The organism is Nocardia araoensis NBRC 100135 (assembly GCF_000308435.1).
GTDB lineage: Bacteria > Actinomycetota > Actinomycetes > Mycobacteriales > Mycobacteriaceae > Nocardia > Nocardia araoensis.
The window spans coordinates 1-22245 of record NZ_BAFR01000001.1 but is presented as its reverse complement, the minus strand read 5'-3'; the positions used below and the strand labels follow the sequence as shown (position 1 = coordinate 22245).

Genomic DNA, 22245 nt, shown 5'->3' with positions numbered 1-22245 from the left:
ATTCCTTTCCCGCGGCGGCTCGGCCGCGGCGTCGGACGTGTGGCTCAGGGTCAGTTGTGATCGGGCATGGGCTCTCGTCACCGCGAGGTCGGTCCTAGGTGGCGAATCCCGGCGGCGGGGCAGCAGCAGCGGGCTGGCCAGGATCAGCAGTCCCGCGATCGTGATAGCGGTGCGCGGGCTGGTGGCGGCGGCGAGCAGTCCGCCGAGCGCGCTCAGAATGGCGATGGCCGCGCTGCTGCTGATCGACCAAGCCGTCAGCATGCGGGCGACTCGGTCTCCGGGTGTGTGTTCGAGTCGATAGGTGGCCAGTACCGGGTTGTACAGGCTCATGCTGATGATGATCGCGAGCTCGACAGCGATCACCGTCGCAAGGCCCGCGGCACCGGGCTGGACTAACGCGAGGCCGATCAGCCAGACCGCGCGCAGCGTGCCGACGGCACGGAGGACCCCGGGTTGGCCATACCGCGCAACGACCCGGCCTGCGAGGCGTGAGCCGATGAGTCCGCCGACGCACGGAGCGGCGAAGGCGAGACCGTACTGCCAGGGTGCGAATCCCAACTGGCGGAGCATCAGCACGGCCAACAGCGGCTCGGTGGCCATGATCAGTCCGGCGACGAGCAGCTGGTTGAGGTAAAGCGCCCGTAAGCCGGGGTGAGTCAGGAGGTGCCGCCAGCCGTCGAGCAACTCACCGGCCCGGACCTGACGCTCGCCGGTTCGCCGAGGTTGTTCTTCTCGGCCCCGGATCGCGCTGATCCCCAGCGCGGAGAGCAGGTAACTCAGCGCGTCGGCCACCACGGTGGCGACCGGCCCGAACAGGCCGATCGCCGCCCCGCCCAGTGGGGGCCCGATGGCGGTGGAACTCCACGTCGTCGACTCGAACCGGGCGTTGGCCACGAGCAGGTCGTCCGGCCGGACGAGGGCCTTCAGATAGGCTCCGCTCGCCGCGTTGAAGGCGATTTTGGCCGCGGCGACCACGGCCGAGACCACCAGCAACTGGGCGAACCCGAGTCGGCCGAAGGCGTAGGCGACCGGGATCGTCGTCATGACCGCGAACCGTGCCAGGTCCATCGCGATCATCACCGGTCGCTTGCGGCGAAATTCCACCCACGGCCCGAGCGGCAAGGCGATCAGCGCGCCCACCGCAGGCCCCACAGCGGACAGCGCGGACACCTGAATGGGACCGGCGTCCAGCACCAGCACAGCGATCAGCGGTAACGCACCGAACCCCAGCCCGGAGCCATAGGCGCTGACCGCGTAGGCCGTCCACAACCATCCGAACTGCCGACCAAGAGACCGTCCAGCCACCGGACTCCGCACCTCCCGCTTCGAACAACTCGCTGTTGAGCGCTGTGATCAAAGCAAGGTTGCGGAGGCGGGATCAAACAACTGACAGGCCGCATTGACACAACCGATGGTTGTGTCACCTGCTACCTCCAGCCGAGCGGACGCACCCGGCCCCCGAGCCCGGTATCAGAGGGGCGCAGGTGCGTCCGCGCTATACGGCAGTCCAGCTGACCCGTAGCCTGTCCACGCTGCGCGGGCGTCGAGCTGCCCGGCGGTCGCGGCGATCGGCGAGTCGGCTGCCAGGCCGGACGAAATCACCGGCGCACATGGCGCAGCCGGAACGCCACCACCGCCGCGATCAACAGGATCGACGTGGTGCCGACGGCCGCGAAGTGAATTCCCGAGACGAAGGACTCGTGCACCGATGCGAGGAACGCGTGCCCGGCGGCTTCCGGCAGTTCACGCGCGAAAGCCGTAGCCGCGCCAAGGGATTCCGAGGCGGCATCCATCCGGTCGCCCGGCACGTGGGTGAGGTCGAGACCGTTCCGGAAGATCGCCATGACCACGCTGCCGAGGATCGCTACGCCCAGCGCGACGCCGGTCTCGTACGCGGTCTCCGACACGGCGGCGGCGGCGCCCGCGCGCTCCGGCGGCGCCGAGCCGACCACCAGATCCGAAGACACGGTCAGCGCGACGCCGACGCCCGCCCCGACGAACAGGAAACCGACCACGAACGGCGTCGTACTGGTGGCCGCGTCGGGGCCGAGCAGGCCGAACAGCGCCGCGCCCAGCGCCGCCGTGATCAGCGCGCCGCCGAGCACCGTGCCAGGCCGCAGCCGCCGCACCAACCATGCCGCGGCGAGCGAGGCGATCATCCCGGCCGACAGTCCGGGCAGCAGCAGCAATCCCGCCTGCAGCGGGGAGCGGCCCAGCACCAGCTGGAGGTACTGGGAGCCGAAGAACAGCACACCGGCCAGTGCGAACACCGCGAGCAGATTGGTCAGCACCGCGGTGCGGAACTTCGGCAGCGCGAACAGCGCCAGGTCCAGCATCGGTTTCGCCAGTCGTCGCTGCCTGCGCACGAACCACACGCCGGCCAGCAGGCCGAGCACGCCGATCACCGCGCCACGGACGCTCGCACCGTGCGCCGCGAACTCCTTCACCGCGTACACCACCGGCACCAGCGCGCACATCGACAGCACGGCGCTGAGCAGGTCGAAGCGACCGGGCCGCGGATCACGCGACTCCGGGATCAGCACCGGGCCGAGCCCGATCAGCACCAGCATGACCGGCAGGTTCACCAGGAAGACCGAACCCCACCAGTAGTGCTCCAGCAGCCAGCCGCCCAGCAGCGGTCCCGCCGCGGCGCCACCGCCCGCCATCGCGCTCCACACCGCGATCGCGACGGTTCGCTGCCGCGGATCCAGGAACATCGACCTGATCAACGCCAGTGTCGCTGGCATCAGCGTCGCACCGGCGACACCTTGCAGCACGCGTGCCGCGATGAGCATCTCCGGTGTGAAGGACCACGCCGCGAGCACGGAGGCGACGCCGAATCCGGCCGCGCCGAGCAGCAGCAGCCTGCGCCGTCCGATCCGGTCGCCCAGGTTGCCCATGACGACGAGCAGTCCGGCGAGCACGAACGAGTAGACGTCGATGATCCACAGCAGTTGCGGCGTGGTGGGCGCGAGATCGGCGGTGATCGCGGGCACGGCCAGATCGAGCACCGTCGCGTCGACGGCCAGCAACAGCAGGGCGAGCGCCAGCACGGACAGCCCCACCCACTCGCGCGCCCCCGCACGGGGTGGGGCGTTGGTTGATCGTTCGGTGGGCTGTGCGGTCTGGGGAGTCATGACTTTCTCGACTTCTGTCGTCGGTTTCTTACCGTCCAGACGGTATAGTACCCAACCAAACCGTCCAGACGGTATAGTTGGCCGGTGACGGCTGACACCCGCGACCGCATCTTGGACGCGCTCGAGACCTTGATCCTGGAAAAAGGCATGTCGCAGGTGACCTTGGAGAACGTCGCGGCCACCGCGGGCGTCTCCAAAGGCGGCTTGCTCTATCACTTCAAAAGCAAGGACGCGCTGCTCGCGGGCTTGGTCCGCAGACTGACCGACCGGGCGAGCAAGCAGTTGGACAGCGCGGTCGCGAAAGGCAGCTCGGTAGCCGAGTGGTATCTGCAGACGCCGAACCCGGCCGACGCGGCGGAGGCGGTCGAGCTCGCGCTCTACCGGTCCATGCTCGCGACCATGCGCACCATCGACGCCACCCCGGAGCCCGACGAGGTGCAGCACGCGCTGGTCGAGTTGATGAACTTCTGGTCGAAAGGTCTGGACGAAGAGGTCGCCGACCCGGTCCAGGCCGACCTCATCCGGCTGGTCGGCGACGGCGTGTACCTGCGCGCACTGCTCGGTCTGCCGCCCATCGATCCAGCTCGCTACCGGCACGTGGTGGACCGCTTACTGCGGCCCTGACGGTTAGACTCGGCCCGTGCTGCCAGCCGCCGAACCGGCCGGCGCCGTCGGGGTGGGAACAGATCCGGTACCGGGGTCTCCCGGAACGACGGTGCCGATCCGACCGCTGAGTTTCCGTGAACTGCTCGATGTGCCGTTCGCGCTGATCCAGGCGAACATCCGCGCCCTGGCCGGGTTGAGCGTTACGGGTTTGCTGCTCGCCGAAGCCGTGGTCGTCGCGGTGACCGGCAGCGTCGCCGAGTTCGGCGACGGCTCCGACTCCGGTGTCGCTTGGGCGGCGATCCTGTCCACCGCGGCCTGCGCTTGGGTGCTGCGGTTCGTCCTACGCGGCACGACCGTGGTCCTCGGTCTCGCGACCGTCGGCGGCGCGCCGATCGACCGCCGGACCGCGCTGCGCCGATTCGGCGGGTCGCTCGGCCCGCTGCTGGTGTTCCAGCTGCTGTTCACCCTGGTGGGCGTCGGCGTGCTCGCGCTGGGCGGCCCGCTGATCGTGACGCTACCGCTCGCGGCGATCTGGCTGGGCCGGCTGCGCGCCGGCCGCTGGGTCGCGGTACCGGTGCTGCTCGTCGAACGTACGTCGCACCGCGACGGCGTCGCGCGCGCGAAACTCCTCGCCGAGGGCGCGGAGTGGCCGACCACGGGGCTCTGGATCGCCCAGCGGGCTCTGTTCACGCTGTTGGCGGTTCCGCTGCTGGCCATTCCGCTGTTCGTCTCCGACTTCTCCGGCACGCACCGGTGGCCGGTGATCGTGCTGACCACGTCGGCGGTCCTGCTGGTGACGGCCTTCGGCGAAGTGGTCGAGGCTTCGTCGCGGGTGGTGTGCTACGTCGATCGCCGCTGCCGTAGAGAAGGATTGGACATTCGCATCCCCCGGCGGGAGGCGCGATGAGCGGGGCCACGAACGACCAGGCGCCCGGCACACCGCGGCTGGGCGCAGCCGCCGAACATCGCGCCGCCGCCGAATCGGCCGCGGGGCAGCGGGATTTCGACCGTGCCCTGCGGGAACGTTTCCGCGCCGTGCTGCGCGGCCTGGAACAGGGAGGTGTACTGGAGGTCCGGCGGTCACGCACCGCGCGCGAGACCGCCGACGACGTGACGACCGCGCTGCCACTCGAGGTCGCCACCGAGATCCAGCCCGCGGCACACAGTTTCGACGAGGTGGTCTACGGCGGACGTCGCGCCACCGAAGACGAATACCGCAGGCTGGAATACGCCGACCGGTTCTCCGCATCCGCACCGCCGCCCGCACCGGAACCGGTGGAGATCGAGGCGGTCGAGCAGGCGCCGCGCACCAAGCGCAGACTGCCGCCGCTGCCGAATCTCTTGCGCAATCCCAAGTTCTGGGCGGTGCTTGCCGCGACCGCCGCATTACTGCTGCTGGCCTACGGCACCCTGCAATCCTGCGGTGCGCCGATCGCGCCTACCGCGCCGCCGCCGCAACCGCCGCCGGATCTGCCCGAGATCCCGCCGCCGGACCGCCCCGGCTTCGGGGCGGGCGACGACCCGATCTGGGACCGGCTGCCCGCGCGGGTCTTCTACGGCGGTGCGCAGTTCCTGATCGCAGCCGCGCTGGTGGTGTGGTGGCGGGCCCGCAGACGGGGCGCTCTGGTGCGCGAGCCCCGCCCCGTCGAAGTGGCCGCGAACGAACTGCTCGCCGGCCAGGCCGCGCTGTACCGCCGCTCGAAGGACCACGATCACGTCGCCGGGAAGCTGCGAGCGGCCACACTGCGCCGCATTCGCACCCCGCTCGGCATCACGGCCGACACCCCGCCGGACCGGATCGTCGCCGTGATCGCCGCGCGCGTCGGCGCCCACCCCGACCAGATCGGCGCCGCCCTGTTCGGCCCGGTGCCCGATCCGGAGGCCCTCCGGGTGGTCGCCGCTCAGCTCGAACGGATCGAATCGGAGGTCGGATGAGACGTCCGCGCTCGATCAACGCCCGGCTCATGGACTGCGGGAACGCCCGCGAACCACAGGAGATGCAATGACCAGCACCGAGACCACCCCGACGGCCGAGCAGGCGAGCGCCGCGTTCCACGCCCTGCGCGCCGAGATCGGCAAAGCGGTGGTCGGCAACGACACCGCGGTCATGTACCTGGTGCTCGCTCTGCTGTGCCGCGGCCACGTACTGCTCGAAGGCGTGCCGGGCGTGGCCAAGACGCTGCTGGTGCGGGCGCTGGCCACGGCCCTCGACCTGGAGCACGCGCGGGTGCAGTTCACCCCCGACCTGATGCCGGGCGATGTCACCGGGTCGCAGATCTACGATCCGCACTCCGCCGAGTTCACCTTCCGGCACGGCCCGGTGTTCACCAACCTGCTGCTCGCCGACGAGATCAACCGCACGCCGCCCAAGACTCAGTCGGCCCTGCTGGAGTCGATGGAGGAGCGCCAGGTCTCGGTGGACGGGAAGCCGCAGCCGCTGCCCGATCCGTTCGTCGTCGTCGCCACTCAGAACCCGATCGAGCAGGAGGGCACCTATCCGCTGCCGGAGGCGCAGCTGGACCGGTTCCTGTTCAAGGTGGACATCCACCTGCCCGGTCGCGACGACGAGTTCCGCATCCTGCAACGCCATGCCGCGGGCTTCGATCCACGCGACCTCACCGGCGCGGGACTGCGTCCGGTCGCGGGCCCCGCGCACCTCGCCGCCGCCCGCGCCGCGATCGCGCAGACCACGATCACCCCCGAGGTGCTCGCCTACACCGTCGATGTGTGCCGGGCCACCCGCACCTCGCCCGCCGTCCAGCACGGCGCATCGACTCGGGGCGCGACCGCCCTGATGGCGGCCGCCCGCGCGTTCGCCTGGCTCACCGGGCGCGGGTTCGTCACACCGGACGACGTGAAGGCTGTCGCCGTCGCCGTGCTGCGGCACCGCCTGCACCTGCGTCCGGAGGCCGAACTGGACGGCGTGACCGCCGAGGGCGTGCTGTCGTCGCTGCTGCTTTCTGTTCCGGTCCCGGTGTAGCCGATGGTCGTCACCGGTCGGCTGGCCGCCGCGGCAGGCGTGGCGGCCCTGTTCGTCACCCTGGTCGTGCCGTCGGCGCTCGGCGTGGTCGTGGTGACCTGCGTCCTGGCGGCTGGGATGCTCATCGATCTCGGCGCGGTGGGGCGGGCGCGCGACCTGGCGCTGTCCCGCGCGGCACTGACCACGGTGCGCCTCGGGCGTTCCGTCGAAGTGGAACTCGTCGCGGTCAACACCGGAGCCCGCACGCTGCGCGGGACGGTATGGGACGACTGGCCCGACAGCGCACGCGCCGAGAACCGCGCGCACGGATTGGAGCTCGCCCCCGGCACCAAGGTCCGCCTCCGCACCACGCTCACGCCCACCTACCGCGGCGATCGGGTCGCGGGCCAGGTCACGGTAAGGCTGCTCGGCCCGCTCGGGCTGGCGGGCAGGCAGACGAGGCGGGACGTGCCCGCCCGGGTGCGGGCGCTGCCCGCGTTCCGCGCCGAACGGCTGCTGCGGTCGAAGGTCAAGAGGTTGCAGCATCTCGACGGTCGCAATCTGGCCGACCTGCGCGGGCAGGGCACCGAATTCGACTCGTTCCGGGAGTACGTCGCCGGGGACGACGTGCGGGCCATCGACTGGCGCGCCACCGCCCGCGCCACCGACGTCCTGGTCCGCACCTGGCGTCCGGAGCGCAACCGGCACATGCTGATGCTGCTGGACACCGGCCGGGTCAGCGCGGGCCGGGTCGGCGACGGCACCCGCCTGGACGCGAGCATCGAGGCGGCCCTGCTGCTCGGCGGCCTGGCCGCCGCCGCAGGCGATTCGGTCGACCTGCTCGCTTACGACCGCAGAGCGCGCGCCGAGATCCGAGATGTCGGCGGAAGAGGCTTGCAGTCGAAGCTGCTGCACGCCATGGCCGGAATCACTCCCGCCCTCGTCGACACCGACAGCGCCGGGCTGGTGCGAGCGGCCATTCAGCGCACCCGCAGGCGCAGCCTGATCGTCTGGTTCACCAGTCTCGACGGCGCCGCGGTGGAGGAGAACCTGTTGCCCGTGCTGCCGGTTCTGGCCCAACGGCACCGTGTGCTCATCGTCTCGGTGACCGACCCCGATGTCGCCGCGGCGGCCACCCGGCGCGAGGACCTCTACGCCGCGGCCGCGGCCGAATCCGTGCTCGCCGAACGCGCGCTTGTGCAGGAATCGCTGCGTCGCACGGGGATCGCGGTCGTCGCGGCGTCCCCGGAACGACTGCCGGAGGCCTTGGCGGACGAATACCTGGAACTGAAGCAATCCGGCGCCCTCTGACTCCTGCGCGCAGGGCCGCGGTCTCGGCGAAGCGCATCCTCGCGCGCCCGCCGAGGAGGATCATGACCCCATGGCCTCAGATCTCGCCGCCTTCGTCCGCGGATTGCCGAAAGCGGAACTGCACCTGCATCTGGAAGGGACGCTGGAGCCGGAGCTGAAGTTCCGCCTCGCCCGGCGCAACGGCATCGAGCTGCCGGAGAAGAGCGTCGAGGAGGTCAAGCGGACCTATCGATTCCACGACCTGACGTCGTTCCTCCAGGTCTACTACCCCGCGATGCGCGTGCTACAGCGCCCGGAGGACTTCCACGACCTCGCCTTCGACTATCTGCGCCGAGCGCACGGCCAAGGCGTGCGTCATGCCGAGCTGTTCTTCGATCCGCAAGCGCACACGGGACGTGGAGTCCCGTTCCCCACGGTGATCAGCGGGTACCGTTCGGCGATCGCACGGGCGCGGCGGGAGCTGGGGATTTCCGCCGAGCTGATCCTGTGCTTCCTGCGCGACCATTCCGCGGAGTACGCCATGGCGACGCTGCTGGAAGCGCTGCCGTACAAGAGCTGGATCCTCGGGGTCGGGCTGGATTCCGACGAGCGGGACAACCCGCCGAGCAAGTTCGCCGCCGTCTTCGAGCGCGCCCGCACGGAAGGGTTCCAGCTGACGATGCACTGCGACATCGACCAGCCGGATTCGATCGAACACATCCGCCAGGCGCTGGAGGACATCGCCGTCGACCGCCTCGACCACGGCACCAACATCGTGGAGGACGACCGCCTGGTCGAACTGGCCGGGTCCAAGGGGATCGCGCTCACCTGCTGCCCGGTGTCGAACTCGTTCGTCACGGCGCAGATGAAGGCCGACGAGATCGCCGGACTACTGAACCGCGGGCTGACGGTGACGGTCAACAGCGACGACCCCGCGTACTTCGGCGCGTACGTGGCCGACAACTACCTCGCGCTCGCCGAGCAGGGCGGTCTCGGGCCCGACGAGCTGGTCGAGTTGGCCCGGAACTCGTTCCGCGCCTCCTGGATCACGCCCGCCAGGCAGGACGCCTATCTGCGCGAGATCGACGACTACGTCGCGGCGAACGGCTGACCGGCGCGCGGCGGGAACACCGGGTGCAGCGGCTGCGGCAGCACCCGACGCTGGCGTTCGGCGATGACCGCGCCGAGAACCTGCGACGGCGGACAACCGGCCGGTGGCGCGACGCGCAGCCGGCCGCACACCTCGGCCACGAGCGCCGCACCCAGCTGGTGTTGCGCCGCGGGCGTCAAGGTGCGCAAGCGGGTCAGATACTGCCGCATCGCCAGCGCGAGATCTTCCGGTAGCCCGGACAGATCGAGCTGCGCGCTCCACCCGGTCAGCCACGGCGGCGCGATCGCGAGCGCGGGCGGCGGCAACGGGCGTTGCGCGTGCACGACCACCGTGCCGGCGAGCACGTCGCCGATCCGCCGCGCATGCGGCGAGCACATCGAGGTGAGCACCGCGATGACGCCGAATCCGCCGAGCATCCAGAAATCGACGATCGCGCCCGCCAAGCCGCGGGTGAGCGCGTGCCGGAAGTCGATCGGCCCGCCGTCCGCGCGCACCACCCGCAGCCCGAGCATCAGCTTGCCCAGTGTCCGCCCCCGCCAAGCGGTCTCGCAGGCCACCGGGTAGCCGACCAGCACGGTCACGATGGTCACCAGCATGACCACGTCCAGCCAGGCGGAGTCGACGCCCGCGGGCAGCAGCAGCGTGACGATCGCGAACAACAGCACGAACCCGAGCGCGCACTGGGCCAGCACGTCGATCAGGAACGCGGCGGCCCTGGTGGGGATGCGGGCGATCGGCAGTTCCAGGGCCACTGCTTCGCCGGTGGTGAACTCAGCCATGTCGATAGCATTCTTGCGACCGGCGGGAGTGGGAGGCAACCGAATGGACGTGGACGCATACAGCCTGGCGCACCGCAGGGCGTGGGACCGGCTCGACTACTTGTCCAAGCGGAGCAAACTGACCGGCGCGGAGGCGGACGAACTCGTCCTGCTCTACCGCCGCACCTCCCAGCAGTTGGCGCGTTTGCAGTCGCACAGCCCCGACCCGGAGCTGATCGCCGGGCTGAGCGCGCTGCTGGCACGCGCGCGGGGCCGGGTGCTCGGGACGCGAGCCGATACCTGGCAGGAGATCGGACGGTTCGTCACGCACCGCTTCCCGGCGGCGCTGTACCGGGCGTGGCCGTGGTGGGCCGGTGTGGCCGCCGTGTTCCTGTTGGTCTCGGCCGGATTGGCAGTCTGGGTCGACCGATTCGATTCGGCCCGCGAAGTACTCGGAATCCCGGAACAGACACAGAGTCTCACCGCACCGGGTGGCGCGTTCGAGACGTACTACTCGGAGCATCCGCAGGGGGCCTTCGCCGCGCAGGTGTGGACCAACAACGCGTGGGTGACGGCGATCGCCTTGTTCACCGGCGTCCTGATCCTGCCCGCGGTCTACCTGCTGTTCATGAACGCGCTGAATCTGGGCGTCAGTGCGGGACTGATGGCCGACGCGGGGCGGCTGGATGCGTTCTTCGGTTTCATCCTTCCGCACGGCACGCTGGAACTGACCGCGGTGTTCGTCGCGGGCGGCGTCGGGCTGAAACTCGGTTGGACGCTGATCGATCCGGGGCGGTTCAGCCGGGCGGAGGCGGTGGCCAGGCAGGGGCGGGCGACCGCGACCGTCGCGCTCGGCCTGGTCGGAGTACTGCTGGTGTGTGGCTGTATCGAAGGATTCGTGACGCCGAGCCCGCTGCCCGCGCCGATCCGGATCGGGATCGGGTTCACCGCCGAGGCGTTGTTCCTGGTGTACGTGTTCGGAGTGGGGCGGCGCGCGGTCGCGGAGCAGGCGAGGCCGGAGGCCGAGGCATCGAGCGGTCGCCCGATTACTGTGATGCAGCCAACATTCAGCACACGCTGGGCGAAGTGACCGGGGGAATCGGCAGCTAAGCGGCGCCGGATCCGTTCGGAAGTCCCCCATTTGAGTTCCGCTGGCCGCAGCGAGTCGCTGCTCTAGCTGCGGCCAGCGTTACCGACAACTCTACACAACCGTTATCCCTACGCAACCCTCCCCGCCGAGGTCAAGCGTATAAAGCAGCACCCCAGCAAACCCTTGCGGCGGCCTCCTTTCGCCGGGTGTCAGCTAACTACATGCGACCCGCGAGACCGCGGTTTCGGCGACCGGGCAGCGCTCCGGCGACACCGTCGGAATAGTCGCGAGGAATGCTTTCCGGCAATGAATCGGAACTCGCTTCAGTCGTTAGCCGAGCGTTTCAATAGACCCCTCCATGGTTACCGGCACCCCTCCCCACCTGCACGTTCATTTGCACGAAAGGGCAGTTGCTGAGCACGGAGCAACAGAAAGAGACCACAAGTTTGTTTACGCGGTAATAAACCGGGTAAAGACATAGCGGCACGCGGGGAAGACCGGGCAGTTCCCCGGCAAGCTCCGCATTAACCAGTGAGTGAAAAGGGTCTCCTTCACCCGTGGCGCAGGCCCGGTTCAGCACCGGAGCCGCAACCATAACGAGTCATGTGATCTTCGCCTCACCTGCCGTTACCAAGCGCCGAACCACGCGAAATCGACACCGTGACACCCGACTTGGAGAGACCCACGTCACACTCGACGGGGGGTCACCCCCCGGAGCCGCACACCGCCGAAAATGGCCATCCAGGGCTCGAATCGCCCCGAGAAGTGACCTGAATCACTTCGCAGCGACAAGGGGGCTCAACCGACGCGCAGTATCCCGGTGACCGTGCCTTGGAGCAGACGGCCGTCATGGGTGATGAGCGGCGCGGTCTGCAATGGATCGTCGACGACGGCGCCCGGGAGCGGGTGCGACGCGGTGACAGCACCGGTTTCGGGGTCGAGGACGGTGAACGCGTAGCCGTCCACGGGTGTGGTGTGATCCGGGCCGACCCGAGCGACCGTGTAGAGCGCGCCGTCCGCCGTGGACAGCCGCGGAACGGCGGCACTCCGAATCCGGTTCTCCCACCTCACATGACATCCGTCGGCGGCGACATCCACCCGTGTCATCCCACCGATGAACGGGGCGTTCGGCGGCGACGCCGGCCCCGCCCCCTCCGGCAGCGCCGGATACGGGTAGCCGTACGTGCTCGCCACGAAGATCGAACGACCGATACCGACGGGCGAGTTCTCGCTTCCCGGCCCGCCCTCGCCGAGCACCGGAACCGAACACACCGATTCGCCTGTACCGGACCGGAACACCAGGGCGTGCACCTGTCCGTCGGCGTTGTCGACGATGGTCAGATAGTCCGCGCCGGTCGCGGGACCGAAGTAGGTGGGCGTCGACCCGGTGCCCCAGCTGAGCTGTCCTGGCTTGCGCGCCGATCCCCGATCGTAGGCCGCACGCCAAGAGATCTCGGGAGCGCCGGACGCGCCGACGCGCAGTTCGTACAGCGCGTGCGTCGTCGCCACCGCCACTTGTCCGCGCGGGGCCGCCGAGATGCTGTTGGCCACCAGCTCCCCCGTGGGCAGCGTCAACGCGGTGACCCGCCCGGCAGGGGTGACGAATCCGACCACACCGCGGCCGGTCGCGAACCACACATTGCCCGACCAGTCCGGCACGAGTCCTGTCACGTTGTCCCCCGCCGGGATCACGGGCCCGAGGTCGGCGGACTCTTCGCCGATCAGCCGCCACGTTCCCGCCGCGTCGCGCTCGTGCCGCACCCGGAGCAACCGATCGGTGCCGTCCACGACCAGCAAGCGGTCGTCCTGGTCCAGATAGGCGTACACGCCGCCGAGCAGGCTGCCCTTGGTCAACGGCAGCGCGGCGAGCGACGAGGCCAACGGGCCCGGCGCAGCCGGGTCGAGCAGATGCACTGTCGGGGTCTGTCCAGCGATCGCGGTGCACAGGGCGACCACGAGTCGGTCCGACCCCTCCAGCAGGGTGGGACACGCCGAGGCCAGCGGGTAGGCGCCCACTGCCGAAGCGCCGGCGTCCGGACCGGCGAGCGGTGTCGCATCGGAGGACCCCGCGTCACCGTGCATGGTGGCGGTGCCGGTCGGCCCGAGGAAAGGATTCGGCGGCGCGAGCGGACCCCATGGTCCGGCCGCCGAAGCGGGCTGAGCGGGTAGCAGTGCCAGCACGCAAGCAGCGAAGAGAGTCATCGGCCGGCGCATCGCGGTCCTCTTTCGCTGGGCAACGCGGTATCCGAACGGATACCGGAGAGAACAGTATTCGGGTATTCGCCGCGCCGGGCGGCACCGTGGCCGACGTCCACGTCCTACGGCTTCACCCTGCGTCCGGTGCCGGAGGTGATCGCGGCGCTGGAACAGGCGGGCTGCACGGTGGAGCACCGGCGCCTGGCGAACGCGCCGATTCCGCACCATCTGCTGGTCGCGACGCCCGGCTGACTACATCAGCGCGCCGCCATCGACCCTGATCTCGGTCCCGGTCATGTACCGCCCGTCGTCGGAGGCGACCATGGCGACCACCCCGGCGATGTCCTCCGGGGACCCGAGCGCGCCACCGTTGAGCCATCCGGTCATGCGAGAGAACAGCTGCGGGTCGAAACCTTCGGGCTGATCCAGGATCGACTTCGTCGTGATACCGCTGGTGATGCCGGCCGGAACGATGTTCACCGCGCGCAAGCCCTGCTTGGCGTACTCCAGGGCGATGGCGTGGGTGAAGGCGTTCACGCCGCCCTTGGACGCCGCGTAGGAGGCGAGGTAGGGCGCCGCGCTGAAGGCCGCGGTGGAGGAGATGTTGACCACCACGCCGCGTCCGGTGTCCAGCAGCGCGGGCAGCGCGGCCTGGGTCATCAGGAAGGTGCCGGTGAGATTCACCCGGATCACCTGGTCCCACACATCGAGCGGCATCTCGTGGGTGCGCGCGGGGCGCAGGATGCCCGCCGCGTTGACCAGCACGTCCAGTCCGCCGAGGAACTCCAGCGCCGCTCCGGTCGCGGTGCGTACCGACTCCGGATCGGCGGTGTCGACCTCTACCGTCCGCAGTCGTTCCGCGCCGTCGCCCGCCTTCTCCGCGGTGGCCGCCAGGCCCGCCGCGTCGATGTCGGCGGCGACCAGCTGCGCCCCTTCGTCCAGCAGCCGCAGGGCGATGCCCTGACCGATGCCGGATCCCGCTCCCGTCACCACCACGCGGCGGCCGTCAAATCTGCGCATGCCAAAAATTAGAACACGTTCTCATCGAGCGTCAAGGGACTTCCGCCGCTCCCCGGCGATTCGCAGCACCATGGCCACCGTGGCCGCGCCGTACGCATGGCTGGCCGAGGCCGGACGCGCCGCCGGGTAGTTGGAGCGATGCGTGACGACGACGCCGTTGGGCAGGGTGACCGTCCGGTCCGGCACGGTCGCGACGCAATTGCCGCCCGCCTTGGCCACCAGGTCGACGATCACCGTCCCCGAGCCGAGCCGGTCCAGCGCCGCCTGCCCGAGCAGGCGAGGCGCCGGGGATCCACGGTGCACGGCGGTGCAGACGACCAGGTCCGGCGGCGTGGCGGCGAGCGTGTCCAGCAGCGCCGCGTTGTCGTCGGAGTTCGGCACGAACTCCCCCGCGCCCGCCTCGATCGCGGCCGCCCGCTGTGCGAGGCGGTTGCCGAGCGCCGTCGGCCGCTCGTCGCCGAAGGTGCGCGCTGCCGCGACGGCGGCGAGCCCGGCGGCACCGCACCCCAGTACCAGGGCACGGACCGGGCGGGTGAGCCGCGCGGGAGCGAGCAATCGCCTGCCTTCGGCGTAACCCACCGCGCCCGCGATCCGGCTCATGGTGGACAGCGCGTCGAACTCGGTGGTCGTGTGGTCGCGCGGCACCGCGTCGAAGGCGACCGATTCGATGCCGCGGCGGCGCAACCGGTCGATCTCGTCGCGGCGGTGGTGCGGATCCTGGAAGCCGAGCAGCGTCGTCCCCGCGCGCAGCGGCATCGAATCCAGTTCGAACGCGGGCGGTTTCACCCAGACGACGATGCCCGCGCGCTCGAACACAGCCGCGCGGTCCTCGATGACGACCGCCCCGGACGCGCTGTAGTCCCCGTCGGTGAAACCCGCACCGCGCCCCGCGCCTTCCTGCACGAGAACGCGGAGTCCCGCCGCCGACAGCGTGCGCACGCCGTGCGGGGTGAGCGCCACGCGAGTCTCTCGCGGCGCGGTCTCGCGCAGCACTCCGACGATCATCGTGCGGCCCTGTGCTCCGCCACCAGAGCTGTCAGTCCGCGATCGGCGAGCGCGTCGCGATAGGTGAGTCCGCCGACGATGTCGCGGATCAATTGCTCCAGCCGGTCGAAGAGTTCCTCGATCAAAGCGGGCGACTCCTGCCGCGGCGCCTTGCGTGGAGCGAGGACGTTCAACCGGACGCCGGGGCGCAGCGAGCCGGTCCGGTCCAGCGCGACGCTGTCGACCCCGGCCACGGCGAGCAACATGTCCTCCACCTGCGCACTCGTGCGCAGACCCGCCTTGTCGAGAAGCGCGCGATCGAACACCACCGAGACGAACATGCCTTCCGGGGTGCCCAGCGGTCGCAGCACGTCGGTGCCCAACCGGGTGTTGATCGCGGCGATCCGGCCGCAAGCCCGATCGATCTGCGCCCGCATCAGCGCGTGATTGCGGTCGAAGTAGTCCTCGGAGGTGTGCTCGAGGACGGCGCGGGCCAGATGGGTGGTCTCGCGCTGGAACGAGATGGTGAGCCGCTCCCGGATCCGTGCCAGCCACTCGCTGTCGCCCGTGCAGGCCGCACCCATCTTGCACGGACCGAAGGCGTTGTAGCCCTTCGAATTTCCCGTGATGGTCAGCACCACGTCGTACAGCCGCCGGATGCCCTGCTCGGTGTCGACGTGCAGTGCGGCGATCGGGATGTGCGAGGCCACCAGCCGATCGAAGGCCATGTCGCAGATCACCGGAACCCCGCAGTCGAGCAGCACCCGCCCCAGTTCCGCCAGCTCGGTCGCCGTGTAGTCCGCGACCACCGGGTTGCCCGGCAGCGTGAGCAACACGCCGCACAGTTCGCCCGTCGCACGCAGTTCCGCGAGGCAGCGGGCCAGCCGGGCGGGATCGATCTTGAAGGCATCGTCCGGAGCCACCGGGCAGGAGACGATGCGCAAACCGAATTTCTCCACGTGGATGCTGGAGCTCTTGTAGAAGCCCTCCGGGCACACGATCACCCCGCCCGGTCTGGCCAAGGTGGCCACCGCCTCTTCGAGCAGCATCGTGCTCGAGTACGGGCAGACGATCACCTCCTCGGGGCGCACCCGGACGCCGGGCACCCCCTCGACCGGATGCGACAGGCGCTCGAACAGCTTGCGAGCCGCTAACTCGCGCAGGATCAGCGGTTGCCGCTTGTCGTAGAGCCTGCCGTCGAGATACTCCGCCGAAGGTGCGATGTGCAGGCTTTCGCGCCAGGCCCGGTCCAGCGCCGCGATCGCGTGCGCGTCCGGGGCCCGGCCGGTTTCGCCGTGGTAGGCGTCGATGACGCCCGAGTAGCGGCGGCCACCGGTTCCGGCGAACCAGGCGTCCCGCGAAACATGACCGCGCACTTCACGTTTCCTGGCCTCGGAGCGATTGGTCAGCGTCGCCAGGTCGGCGAGCGGATCGGTGAGCACCTGGCTCTGAGTCACGGAACCTCGCCTTCTGAAGAGTCTCCCGGTGCGGGCATGGTGTTCCATTTCTCCTGGAGTGCGGCGCGGAACAGGCTGCGGCAGTTGCCATCGGCAAGGCGTTCGAACTCCGCCAGCGGCGGCTGCGCGACGATCTGGTCCACCACGATGGCCGTACCGGCGCGCCTGAGGTCGTAGAGCTTCTCGAAGCGGCGGACCGCGAACGCGACATCGTGTTTCAGCGCGGAGAAGCGGGTCGCGACCCGGGCCTGGCGCGAGTAGTCGTACTCGCCCACCGCGACGTAGCGGTCGTCGACCACGAGCATGCTCTGCGCGTTGCGGGCGTACTCGCGCTTGACCAGCACGCTTTCCACGCCCGAACGGGCCTGCTTCCAGAGTTTGTCGTCATAGGGCCAGACATCCGAGATGTCGTCGAGCACATACATCCGCCGCACATCGATCTTCGGTGGATGTGCCTTGTCGGCCAAGCGCAGGATCGCCGCGTGGTAGTCGTCGCCGACATCGCCGCCGATCGTGCCCAGGTCCGCGGTGTGGATCGCGCGCACCGACGTGGTGGCCTGTTCCAGGATCGTCAGCCAGTCGGTGACGGTGTTCCATTCCCACACCGTGGCGCTGCGCGAGGGAATCTGCGCGAGGATCTCCTCGGCGCGCTCCAACTGCCGGTCGGCGACCAGGCGCAGCGGCTCGATCTCCGCCCGCGCGCCGGAGGCGTCGATCAGGCTCTGCGCGATACTCAATGCGCGTGAGACCAATTCGGGATCCTTGCCCAGCAGGACGTTGAATCGCATCCGCAGGTCGTAGTAGGCGCTGCTGGTCGGATCGGTCGCCGGATCCGCGCTACCGTCGGTCGGCAGTTCCGCACCGAGCGCAAGACTCAAGCGTTCGCGCAGCGCGAGCGGCGGAATCCGGCTGCCGTTCTCGATCTGCTGAATCAGGCTGCGGGAGCAGCCCGCTCTGGTGGCGAGCGACGCCTGGGTGTATCCGCGCTCTAGTCGTAGCCTACGGACCAGGTTGCCGACCTGCTCATCCGAGCCCGTGTCAGCCATTCCGCGCCTCCCATCCCGCACCTTGCATACGCGTGCTCACGCAGTATCACGAAGCGACATTTTAGTCATCAAGTGTCAAGGGGCGGCGGATGAATCGCGTTCGCCGAATTTCGTTGTCAACCAGCAACCCGGCCGCATGATCACTCTCCCGCCGCCGCGTGATTGAAGGCGCTCATAAACACGCTTTCCGGACTCCAGTCGGCAGCAAGGAGCGATACTCCCACCGATAAGCGACATACGCTGGGCTACATGACTATTTCAAAGCGGAAATGCTTACACAATATCGTCACGAAGCGCTAAAGCTTCGTTGACAGCATGAGGTGTCACTACCTAGCCTTGATCTCGAAGCCATCGCAATTCGACCTAGCCACAGGCGTTTTCACACTTGTCGCACTCGGTGGCTCGACAACTCTAGGAGGTGCCGGATACGGATACCTCGTTACCGCGCGAGCCGAGCCGAGCCGGCCGCGTCCGTGGTCAGGGATGACCACCCCGTCTTCGGCGCTCGCGCCCTTCCGAAGCATCAGTGCACCGAGTAATTCGGGCACGGACGAAATCGAAGTTTTCGCGCCGTGGCCGAGCGCGGTCACCGCACTCCGGGCGAGCCCGGCGGGTCCGCGTCATACCGAACAGAGTGAATGAGAGCAGATCATGGCACTCGACATCACCGATTCGATCATCACCAGCGACATCACCCCGGAAACAGCGAAACTGCTTCCCTTTTCCTCCGACAGCGCTTGGGAACTCAGCTGGTTACCCATGGTCGCCCTGACCCGCGAGCAGGCTGTCAGCGGGATGGTGCTCGACGAAATGCTCAGCGATCCCGGCGCGCTCACCAGCGACCTCGCGCTCGAGCTGGCCGCCATTCGCGCCGCCGAGCTCGGCATCACCTTGCGTGAGGTGCTGCTGCGGCTGTACGTCCGCATCACCGAACGCGACAGTTCACCGAGCTGCCGCGTCCACACGCCCCTGCCCGCCTGATCGCGCGACCCGGCCCGGCGCAGCGCGAGGCCGGCGATTCCGACCGGTGCACCGCATCGGCCCTTGCCCGCATCCGGGCAGCGAGTGATTCCCACCTCGAGAACAGCGGAGCGAAGCGTTCCCGCCTTCGGACCGACCCGGATGCGGTGGCCGCCGCGCGGGCGCTCGCCGCTCGCCATGGCCTCCGGATCGCCGGATTCGAAGACTCCTGTGTCTCGAGACGTACGGTCGACGAGATCGCGGCGGCCGTCGACGGCATCCTCGGTGAATATCCCTTCATCCAGCTGGCCGGGATCGAGATCACCGACCTGCGGGACGGCACGGTGTCGCAACTGACCGCCGACCGGCTCCGCTCACCGCCGCCGTCTCGCGGCATCGGCCCGGGGCTGGGCGTATCGCCGACCATGGCAAGGCGCGCGCCGGCCTCGGACCGGCTTCGTGTGGGTATCCGGAAAATGGGAATGCCGTGTATCAGCATGAACCTGATACACGGCATCTCGTCTGTGGGCGAAGGGGGACTTGAACCCCCACGTCCCGAAGGACACTGGCACCTGAAGCCAGCGCGTCTGCCATTCCGCCACTCGCCCGAGCGACTGGGAGACAGTATCACGGCCGCGCGCCGGATACGAAATCGCCATTTCAGAGGCCTGACCGGGGGGCTGAACGGGTCCGGGAACCCGCGGCCGTCGCCAAGAGTTACAGGTGTGGACGATCGTGGATATCATGCAATGAACGTGGTCGATTAGCGACACGCCATACACGCGTGTCGTTGTTACGAATCAGGAAGAGACGCGTACCGAAGGGAGGCCGAGATGGGCATCGTTTCGCGATTCGAGCGTCGCCTGCAAGGCGCCGTCGGTGACGCGTTCGCCAAAGTCTTCGGCGGCAGTGTCGTACCTCAGGAGGTGGAGGCGGCGCTGCAACGCGAGGCCGCCGACCATGTCCAGGACCTGGGCGGCGGTCATCTGCTGGCACCCAACAGCTATGTGATCACGATCAATTCCTCCGATCACCAGCAGCTGGATGCCGACCACGACCTCACCACCCGCGCATTCGCCAAACATCTACAGGACTACATCCGCGAGCAAGGCTGGCAGACCTACGGCGAAGTACACGTGGCGTTCGAGGCATCACCTACGCTGCACACCGGACAGTTCAGGGCGAGTGGCCGCGTCGATCCCGACGTCGGACACAGAGCCAGCGCGGCTCGCGGCCCCGAATCACCGCCACAACGACCTGCAACCCCGCAACCAGGAGCTGGCCCCATGACGCAGAACTCAGGCTACGACCCGAGCCGTGAGCCCGCGGAGTCCGATCCACGCAACCGCGGGTACGCTCCACCGCCTGCCGGACGCGGCGGCCCGCAGAACGGCGCGTACCGCGACGACTACGGCCGTGGCGGCGCGTACGGGGCGGATTACCAGGCTCCGGACGCTCAGCAGGGTTACGGCGACTACCAGAACGGCTACGACTACCCGCAGGGTGGCCAGGGCTACGGCCAGCAGGGCGGTTACGGCGAGTCGGGATACGGCCAGCAGGGCTACGCCGACCAGGCCTACGGCCAGCAGGGCGGTTACGGGGAGCGCGGCTACGGCCAGCAAGGCTATGGCGACCAGGCCTACGGCCAGCAGGGCTACGCCGACCAAGGCTACGGCCAGCAGGGCTACAGCGACTCCGGCTACGGCCAGCAGGGCTACGCCGATCAGGGCTACGGCCAGCAAGGATACGGTCAGCCCGGCTACGGGCAGTCGGGATACACCGATCCGAGCTACGGTGACCAGAACTACGCCGACCAAGGCGGCTACGGCCAGGACGACCAAGCTGGCTACGGCCAGGCATACTCGCAGCAACCGGGGTACGGCGCGCAGCAGGGCTACGCGGGCGGGCAAGCCTACGGCGCCGCGCCGCAGGCCGGTTCGGGCTATTCGGCGACCCTCCAGCTGGACGACGGCAGCGGCCGCACTTACCAGCTGCGGGAAGGCAGCAACATCATCGGCCGCGGCCAGGACGCGCACTTCCGGCTGCCCGATACCGGCGTCTCGCGCAGGCACATCGAGGTGCGCTGGGACGGGCAGACCGCGATGTTGTCCGACCTCGGCTCCACCAACGGCACCCTGGTGAACGGTTCCCCGGTGCAGGATTGGCAGCTCGCCGACGGCGACGTCATCCGTGCCGGGCACTCCGAGATCCTGATCCGTATCGTCTGATCCCGTAAGCTCGCGGTGCAGGTCACGACATGGCTCTCGAGGGATTCGTCGGTCGTATCGTGATCGAAATCGACCGACGGCCCTATGATGCTGCCAACACACGCGCGGCGCCGACACCGGGGCCGACAAGACCAGCAGGCTGGTGGGGGTGGTCGAACCGCACCTACGGCACCGACGTACACGGTCGAACAGGAGGTGGAGCGCCGTGCAGGGACTGATCCTGCAACTGACCCGTGCGGGGTTCCTTCTGCTGTTGTGGTTGTTCGTGTGGGCTGTGCTGCGCACGTTGCGCAGCGACATCTACGCGGCATCCGGCATCCGGATCCAGCCCAGGGCCGCACGCGGTTCCGCGGTGCTGCCATCCTTCAGCCGGGGCCAGAAGGGCGCCAAATTTCTTGTGGTGACTCAGGGTTCACTCGCCGGCACCCGCATCTCGCTCGGCACCCAACCGGTGCTGATCGGGCGTGCGGACGATTCCACGCTGGTACTCACCGATGATTACGCCTCGACCAGGCATGCGCGACTGTCTCCGCGTGGTGACGACTGGTACGTCGAGGACCTCGGCTCGACGAACGGCACCTACCTCGATCGCGCGAAAGTCACCACCGCCGTCCGTGTTCCACTCGGCACGCCCGTCCGTGTCGGCAAAACAGTGATCGAGCTGCGATCGTGACACTTGTTCTCCGCTACGCAGCGCGCAGCGACCGCGGTCTCGTCCGAGGCAACAACGAAGACTCCGTGTACGCGGGCGCCCGGCTGCTCGCACTCGCCGACGGTATGGGCGGCCATGCCGCGGGAGAAGTCGCGTCCCAGTTGATGATCGCCGCGCTCGCCCACCTCGACGACGACGAACCCGGCGACGATCTGCTCGGCAAGCTCGACGCGGCCACCCGAGAAGGCAACGCCGCCATCGCCGATCAGGTCGAAGAGGAGCCCGAGCTCGACGGCATGGGCACCACGCTCACCGCGATCCTCTTCGCAGGTAAAAAGCTCGGCCTCGTGCACATCGGCGACTCCCGCGCCTACCTGTTGCGCGGCGGCGAGCTCACCCAGATCACCCGGGACGACACGTTCGTCCAGTCGCTGGTCGACGAGGGCAGGATCACACCGGAGCAGGCGCACACGCACCCGCAGCGTTCGCTGATCATGCGCGCGCTGACCGGCAACGAGATCGAGCCGACGCTGATCATGCGCGAAGCGCGCGCCGGTGACCGCTACCTGCTGTGCTCCGACGGTCTCTCGGACGTGGTCAGCGACGAGACCATCGCGAACACGATGCGCGAGGGCAGCACCGACGAGTGCGCCGACCGGCTCATCGAGCTGGCATTGCGCAGCGGCGGTCCGGACAACGTGACCGTCGTCGTTGCCGACGTCATCGACCTGGATTACGGCCAGAGCCACCC

The 22245-nt window shown here is 69.0% G+C and carries 19 protein-coding genes and 1 tRNA gene; 11 read left to right on the top strand and 9 right to left on the bottom strand.

Translation table 11 applies throughout. The annotated features are described in order from the left end of the window. Together ON21_RS00100 and ON21_RS00095 are read right to left on the bottom strand one after the other, a co-directional pair. Positions 1-1305 (bottom strand): MFS transporter (locus ON21_RS00100; protein ID WP_086006329.1); only part of this gene is annotated, 1305 nt, incomplete at its 3' end. A gap of 293 nt (positions 1306-1598) precedes the next feature. After that, positions 1599-3137 carry an MFS transporter gene (locus ON21_RS00095; RefSeq protein WP_039794154.1) on the bottom strand — a complete coding sequence of 513 codons (1539 nt, stop codon included), beginning with the start codon at positions 3135-3137 and terminating at the stop codon, positions 1599-1601. An 84-nt stretch (positions 3138-3221) separates the two neighbouring features. Between ON21_RS00095 and ON21_RS00090 the strand changes: the two genes are divergently transcribed. The 6 genes from ON21_RS00090 (at position 3222) to add (ending at position 9103) form a co-directional block, all read left to right on the top strand. Continuing rightward, entirely contained in the window at positions 3222-3761 is a 540-nt protein-coding gene (locus ON21_RS00090; RefSeq protein WP_039794151.1) for a TetR/AcrR family transcriptional regulator, read from the top strand. Between the two features lie 16 nt (positions 3762-3777). Beyond that, positions 3778-4650: a hypothetical protein gene (locus ON21_RS00085; RefSeq protein WP_245562373.1), complete on the top strand. Its 873-nt coding sequence runs from the start codon at positions 3778-3780 to the stop codon at positions 4648-4650. Next, positions 4647-5678, top strand: a complete 1032-nt coding sequence (locus ON21_RS00080) for a DUF4129 domain-containing protein (RefSeq protein ID WP_039794149.1) — start codon at positions 4647-4649, stop codon at positions 5676-5678. The genes ON21_RS00085 and ON21_RS00080 overlap by 4 nt, the downstream gene beginning before the upstream one ends. Positions 5679-5745: 67 nt before the next feature. Beyond that, on the top strand, positions 5746-6723 hold the full coding sequence (locus ON21_RS00075; protein ID WP_039794147.1) for an AAA family ATPase: 978 nt from the start codon (positions 5746-5748) through the stop codon (positions 6721-6723). A 3-nt stretch (positions 6724-6726) separates the two neighbouring features. Further along, the gene (locus ON21_RS00070) at positions 6727-8013 is read left to right on the top strand and encodes a DUF58 domain-containing protein (RefSeq protein ID WP_039794144.1); all 1287 of its coding nucleotides are present in this window, start codon (positions 6727-6729) and stop codon (positions 8011-8013) included. A gap of 70 nt (positions 8014-8083) precedes the next feature. After that, entirely contained in the window at positions 8084-9103 is a 1020-nt protein-coding gene (add, locus tag ON21_RS00065; RefSeq protein WP_039794143.1) for an adenosine deaminase, read from the top strand. Here the strand turns inward: add and ON21_RS00060 are convergent. Further along, on the bottom strand, positions 9082-9882 hold the full coding sequence (locus ON21_RS00060) for an RDD family protein (protein WP_039794142.1): 801 nt from the start codon (positions 9880-9882) through the stop codon (positions 9082-9084). The genes add and ON21_RS00060 overlap by 22 nt on opposite strands. A 43-nt stretch (positions 9883-9925) precedes the next feature. On the opposite strand from ON21_RS00060, the gene ON21_RS00055 reads away from it, so the two are divergent. After that, the gene (locus ON21_RS00055) at positions 9926-10951 is read left to right on the top strand and encodes a stage II sporulation protein M (protein ID WP_039794140.1); all 1026 of its coding nucleotides are present in this window, start codon (positions 9926-9928) and stop codon (positions 10949-10951) included. A 798-nt stretch (positions 10952-11749) separates the two neighbouring features. On the opposite strand, the gene ON21_RS00050 is transcribed toward ON21_RS00055, so the two are convergent. The 5 genes from ON21_RS00050 to ON21_RS35545 all read right to left on the bottom strand — a co-directional run bounded on the left by ON21_RS00050 (position 11750) and on the right by ON21_RS35545 (position 17654). Continuing rightward, positions 11750-13153, bottom strand: coding sequence for a hypothetical protein (locus ON21_RS00050; RefSeq protein ID WP_245562372.1), 1404 nt, complete (start codon positions 13151-13153; stop codon positions 11750-11752). Between the two features lie 246 nt (positions 13154-13399). Further along, complete coding sequence (locus ON21_RS00045; RefSeq protein ID WP_039794137.1) at positions 13400-14167, bottom strand: SDR family NAD(P)-dependent oxidoreductase; 768 nt, start codon at positions 14165-14167, stop codon at positions 13400-13402. Positions 14168-14188: 21 nt separating this feature from the next. Then, a complete protein-coding gene (locus tag ON21_RS00040) occupies positions 14189-15172 on the bottom strand; it encodes a Rossmann-fold NAD(P)-binding domain-containing protein (RefSeq protein ID WP_039794136.1) in 984 nt (327 codons plus the stop codon). Then, a complete protein-coding gene (locus ON21_RS00035) occupies positions 15169-16608 on the bottom strand; it encodes a pyridoxal phosphate-dependent aminotransferase (RefSeq protein WP_039794135.1) in 1440 nt (479 codons plus the stop codon). Before ON21_RS00035 ends, ON21_RS00040 begins: the two co-directional genes overlap by 4 nt. Continuing rightward, positions 16605-17654 (bottom strand): helix-turn-helix transcriptional regulator, encoded by a 1050-nt coding sequence (locus ON21_RS35545; RefSeq protein WP_051020099.1) that lies wholly within the window; start codon positions 17652-17654, stop codon positions 16605-16607. The genes ON21_RS00035 and ON21_RS35545 overlap by 4 nt, the downstream gene beginning before the upstream one ends. Before the next feature lie 651 nt (positions 17655-18305). Between ON21_RS35545 and ON21_RS00025 the strand changes: the two genes are divergently transcribed. Then, a complete protein-coding gene (locus ON21_RS00025; RefSeq protein WP_039794134.1) occupies positions 18306-18635 on the top strand; it encodes a hypothetical protein in 330 nt (109 codons plus the stop codon). A gap of 504 nt (positions 18636-19139) precedes the next feature. Here the strand turns inward: ON21_RS00025 and ON21_RS00020 are convergent. Continuing rightward, positions 19140-19222 (bottom strand) — tRNA-Leu (locus tag ON21_RS00020). Between the two features lie 225 nt (positions 19223-19447). Here ON21_RS00020 and ON21_RS00015 point away from each other — a divergent pair. The 3 genes from ON21_RS00015 to ON21_RS00005 form a co-directional block, all read left to right on the top strand. Continuing rightward, positions 19448-20842, top strand: coding sequence for an FHA domain-containing protein (locus ON21_RS00015; RefSeq protein ID WP_039794132.1), 1395 nt, complete (start codon positions 19448-19450; stop codon positions 20840-20842). Positions 20843-21047: 205 nt separating this feature from the next. Then, positions 21048-21515 (top strand): FHA domain-containing protein FhaB/FipA, encoded by a 468-nt coding sequence (locus ON21_RS00010; RefSeq protein WP_014980860.1) that lies wholly within the window; start codon positions 21048-21050, stop codon positions 21513-21515. After that, positions 21512-22245, top strand: a 734-nt coding sequence (locus tag ON21_RS00005) for a PP2C family protein-serine/threonine phosphatase (protein ID WP_039794129.1), incomplete at its 3' end; no start/stop codon positions are given. The genes ON21_RS00010 and ON21_RS00005, both read left to right, overlap by 4 nt.

Bases quoted from the DNA above. Each gene is read 5' to 3' on its own strand.
- ON21_RS00095 (WP_039794154.1), bottom strand. From the start codon at position 3,137: ATGACTCCCCAGACCGCACAGCCCACCGAACGATCAACCAACGCCCCA.
- ON21_RS00080 (WP_039794149.1), top strand. From the start codon at position 4,647: ATGAGCGGGGCCACGAACGACCAGGCGCCCGGCACACCGCGGCTGGGC.
- ON21_RS00075 (WP_039794147.1), top strand. From the start codon at position 5,746: ATGACCAGCACCGAGACCACCCCGACGGCCGAGCAGGCGAGCGCCGCG.
- ON21_RS00070 (WP_039794144.1), top strand. From the start codon at position 6,727: ATGGTCGTCACCGGTCGGCTGGCCGCCGCGGCAGGCGTGGCGGCCCTG.
- add (WP_039794143.1), top strand. From the start codon at position 8,084: ATGGCCTCAGATCTCGCCGCCTTCGTCCGCGGATTGCCGAAAGCGGAA.
- ON21_RS00060 (WP_039794142.1), bottom strand. From the start codon at position 9,882: ATGGCTGAGTTCACCACCGGCGAAGCAGTGGCCCTGGAACTGCCGATC.
- ON21_RS00055 (WP_039794140.1), top strand. From the start codon at position 9,926: ATGGACGTGGACGCATACAGCCTGGCGCACCGCAGGGCGTGGGACCGG.
- ON21_RS00050 (WP_245562372.1), bottom strand. From the start codon at position 13,153: ATGACTCTCTTCGCTGCTTGCGTGCTGGCACTGCTACCCGCTCAGCCC.
- ON21_RS00045 (WP_039794137.1), bottom strand. From the start codon at position 14,167: ATGCGCAGATTTGACGGCCGCCGCGTGGTGGTGACGGGAGCGGGATCC.
- ON21_RS00040 (WP_039794136.1), bottom strand. From the start codon at position 15,172: ATGATCGTCGGAGTGCTGCGCGAGACCGCGCCGCGAGAGACTCGCGTG.
- ON21_RS35545 (WP_051020099.1), bottom strand. From the start codon at position 17,654: ATGGCTGACACGGGCTCGGATGAGCAGGTCGGCAACCTGGTCCGTAGG.
- ON21_RS00025 (WP_039794134.1), top strand. From the start codon at position 18,306: ATGGCACTCGACATCACCGATTCGATCATCACCAGCGACATCACCCCG.
- ON21_RS00015 (WP_039794132.1), top strand. From the start codon at position 19,448: ATGGGCATCGTTTCGCGATTCGAGCGTCGCCTGCAAGGCGCCGTCGGT.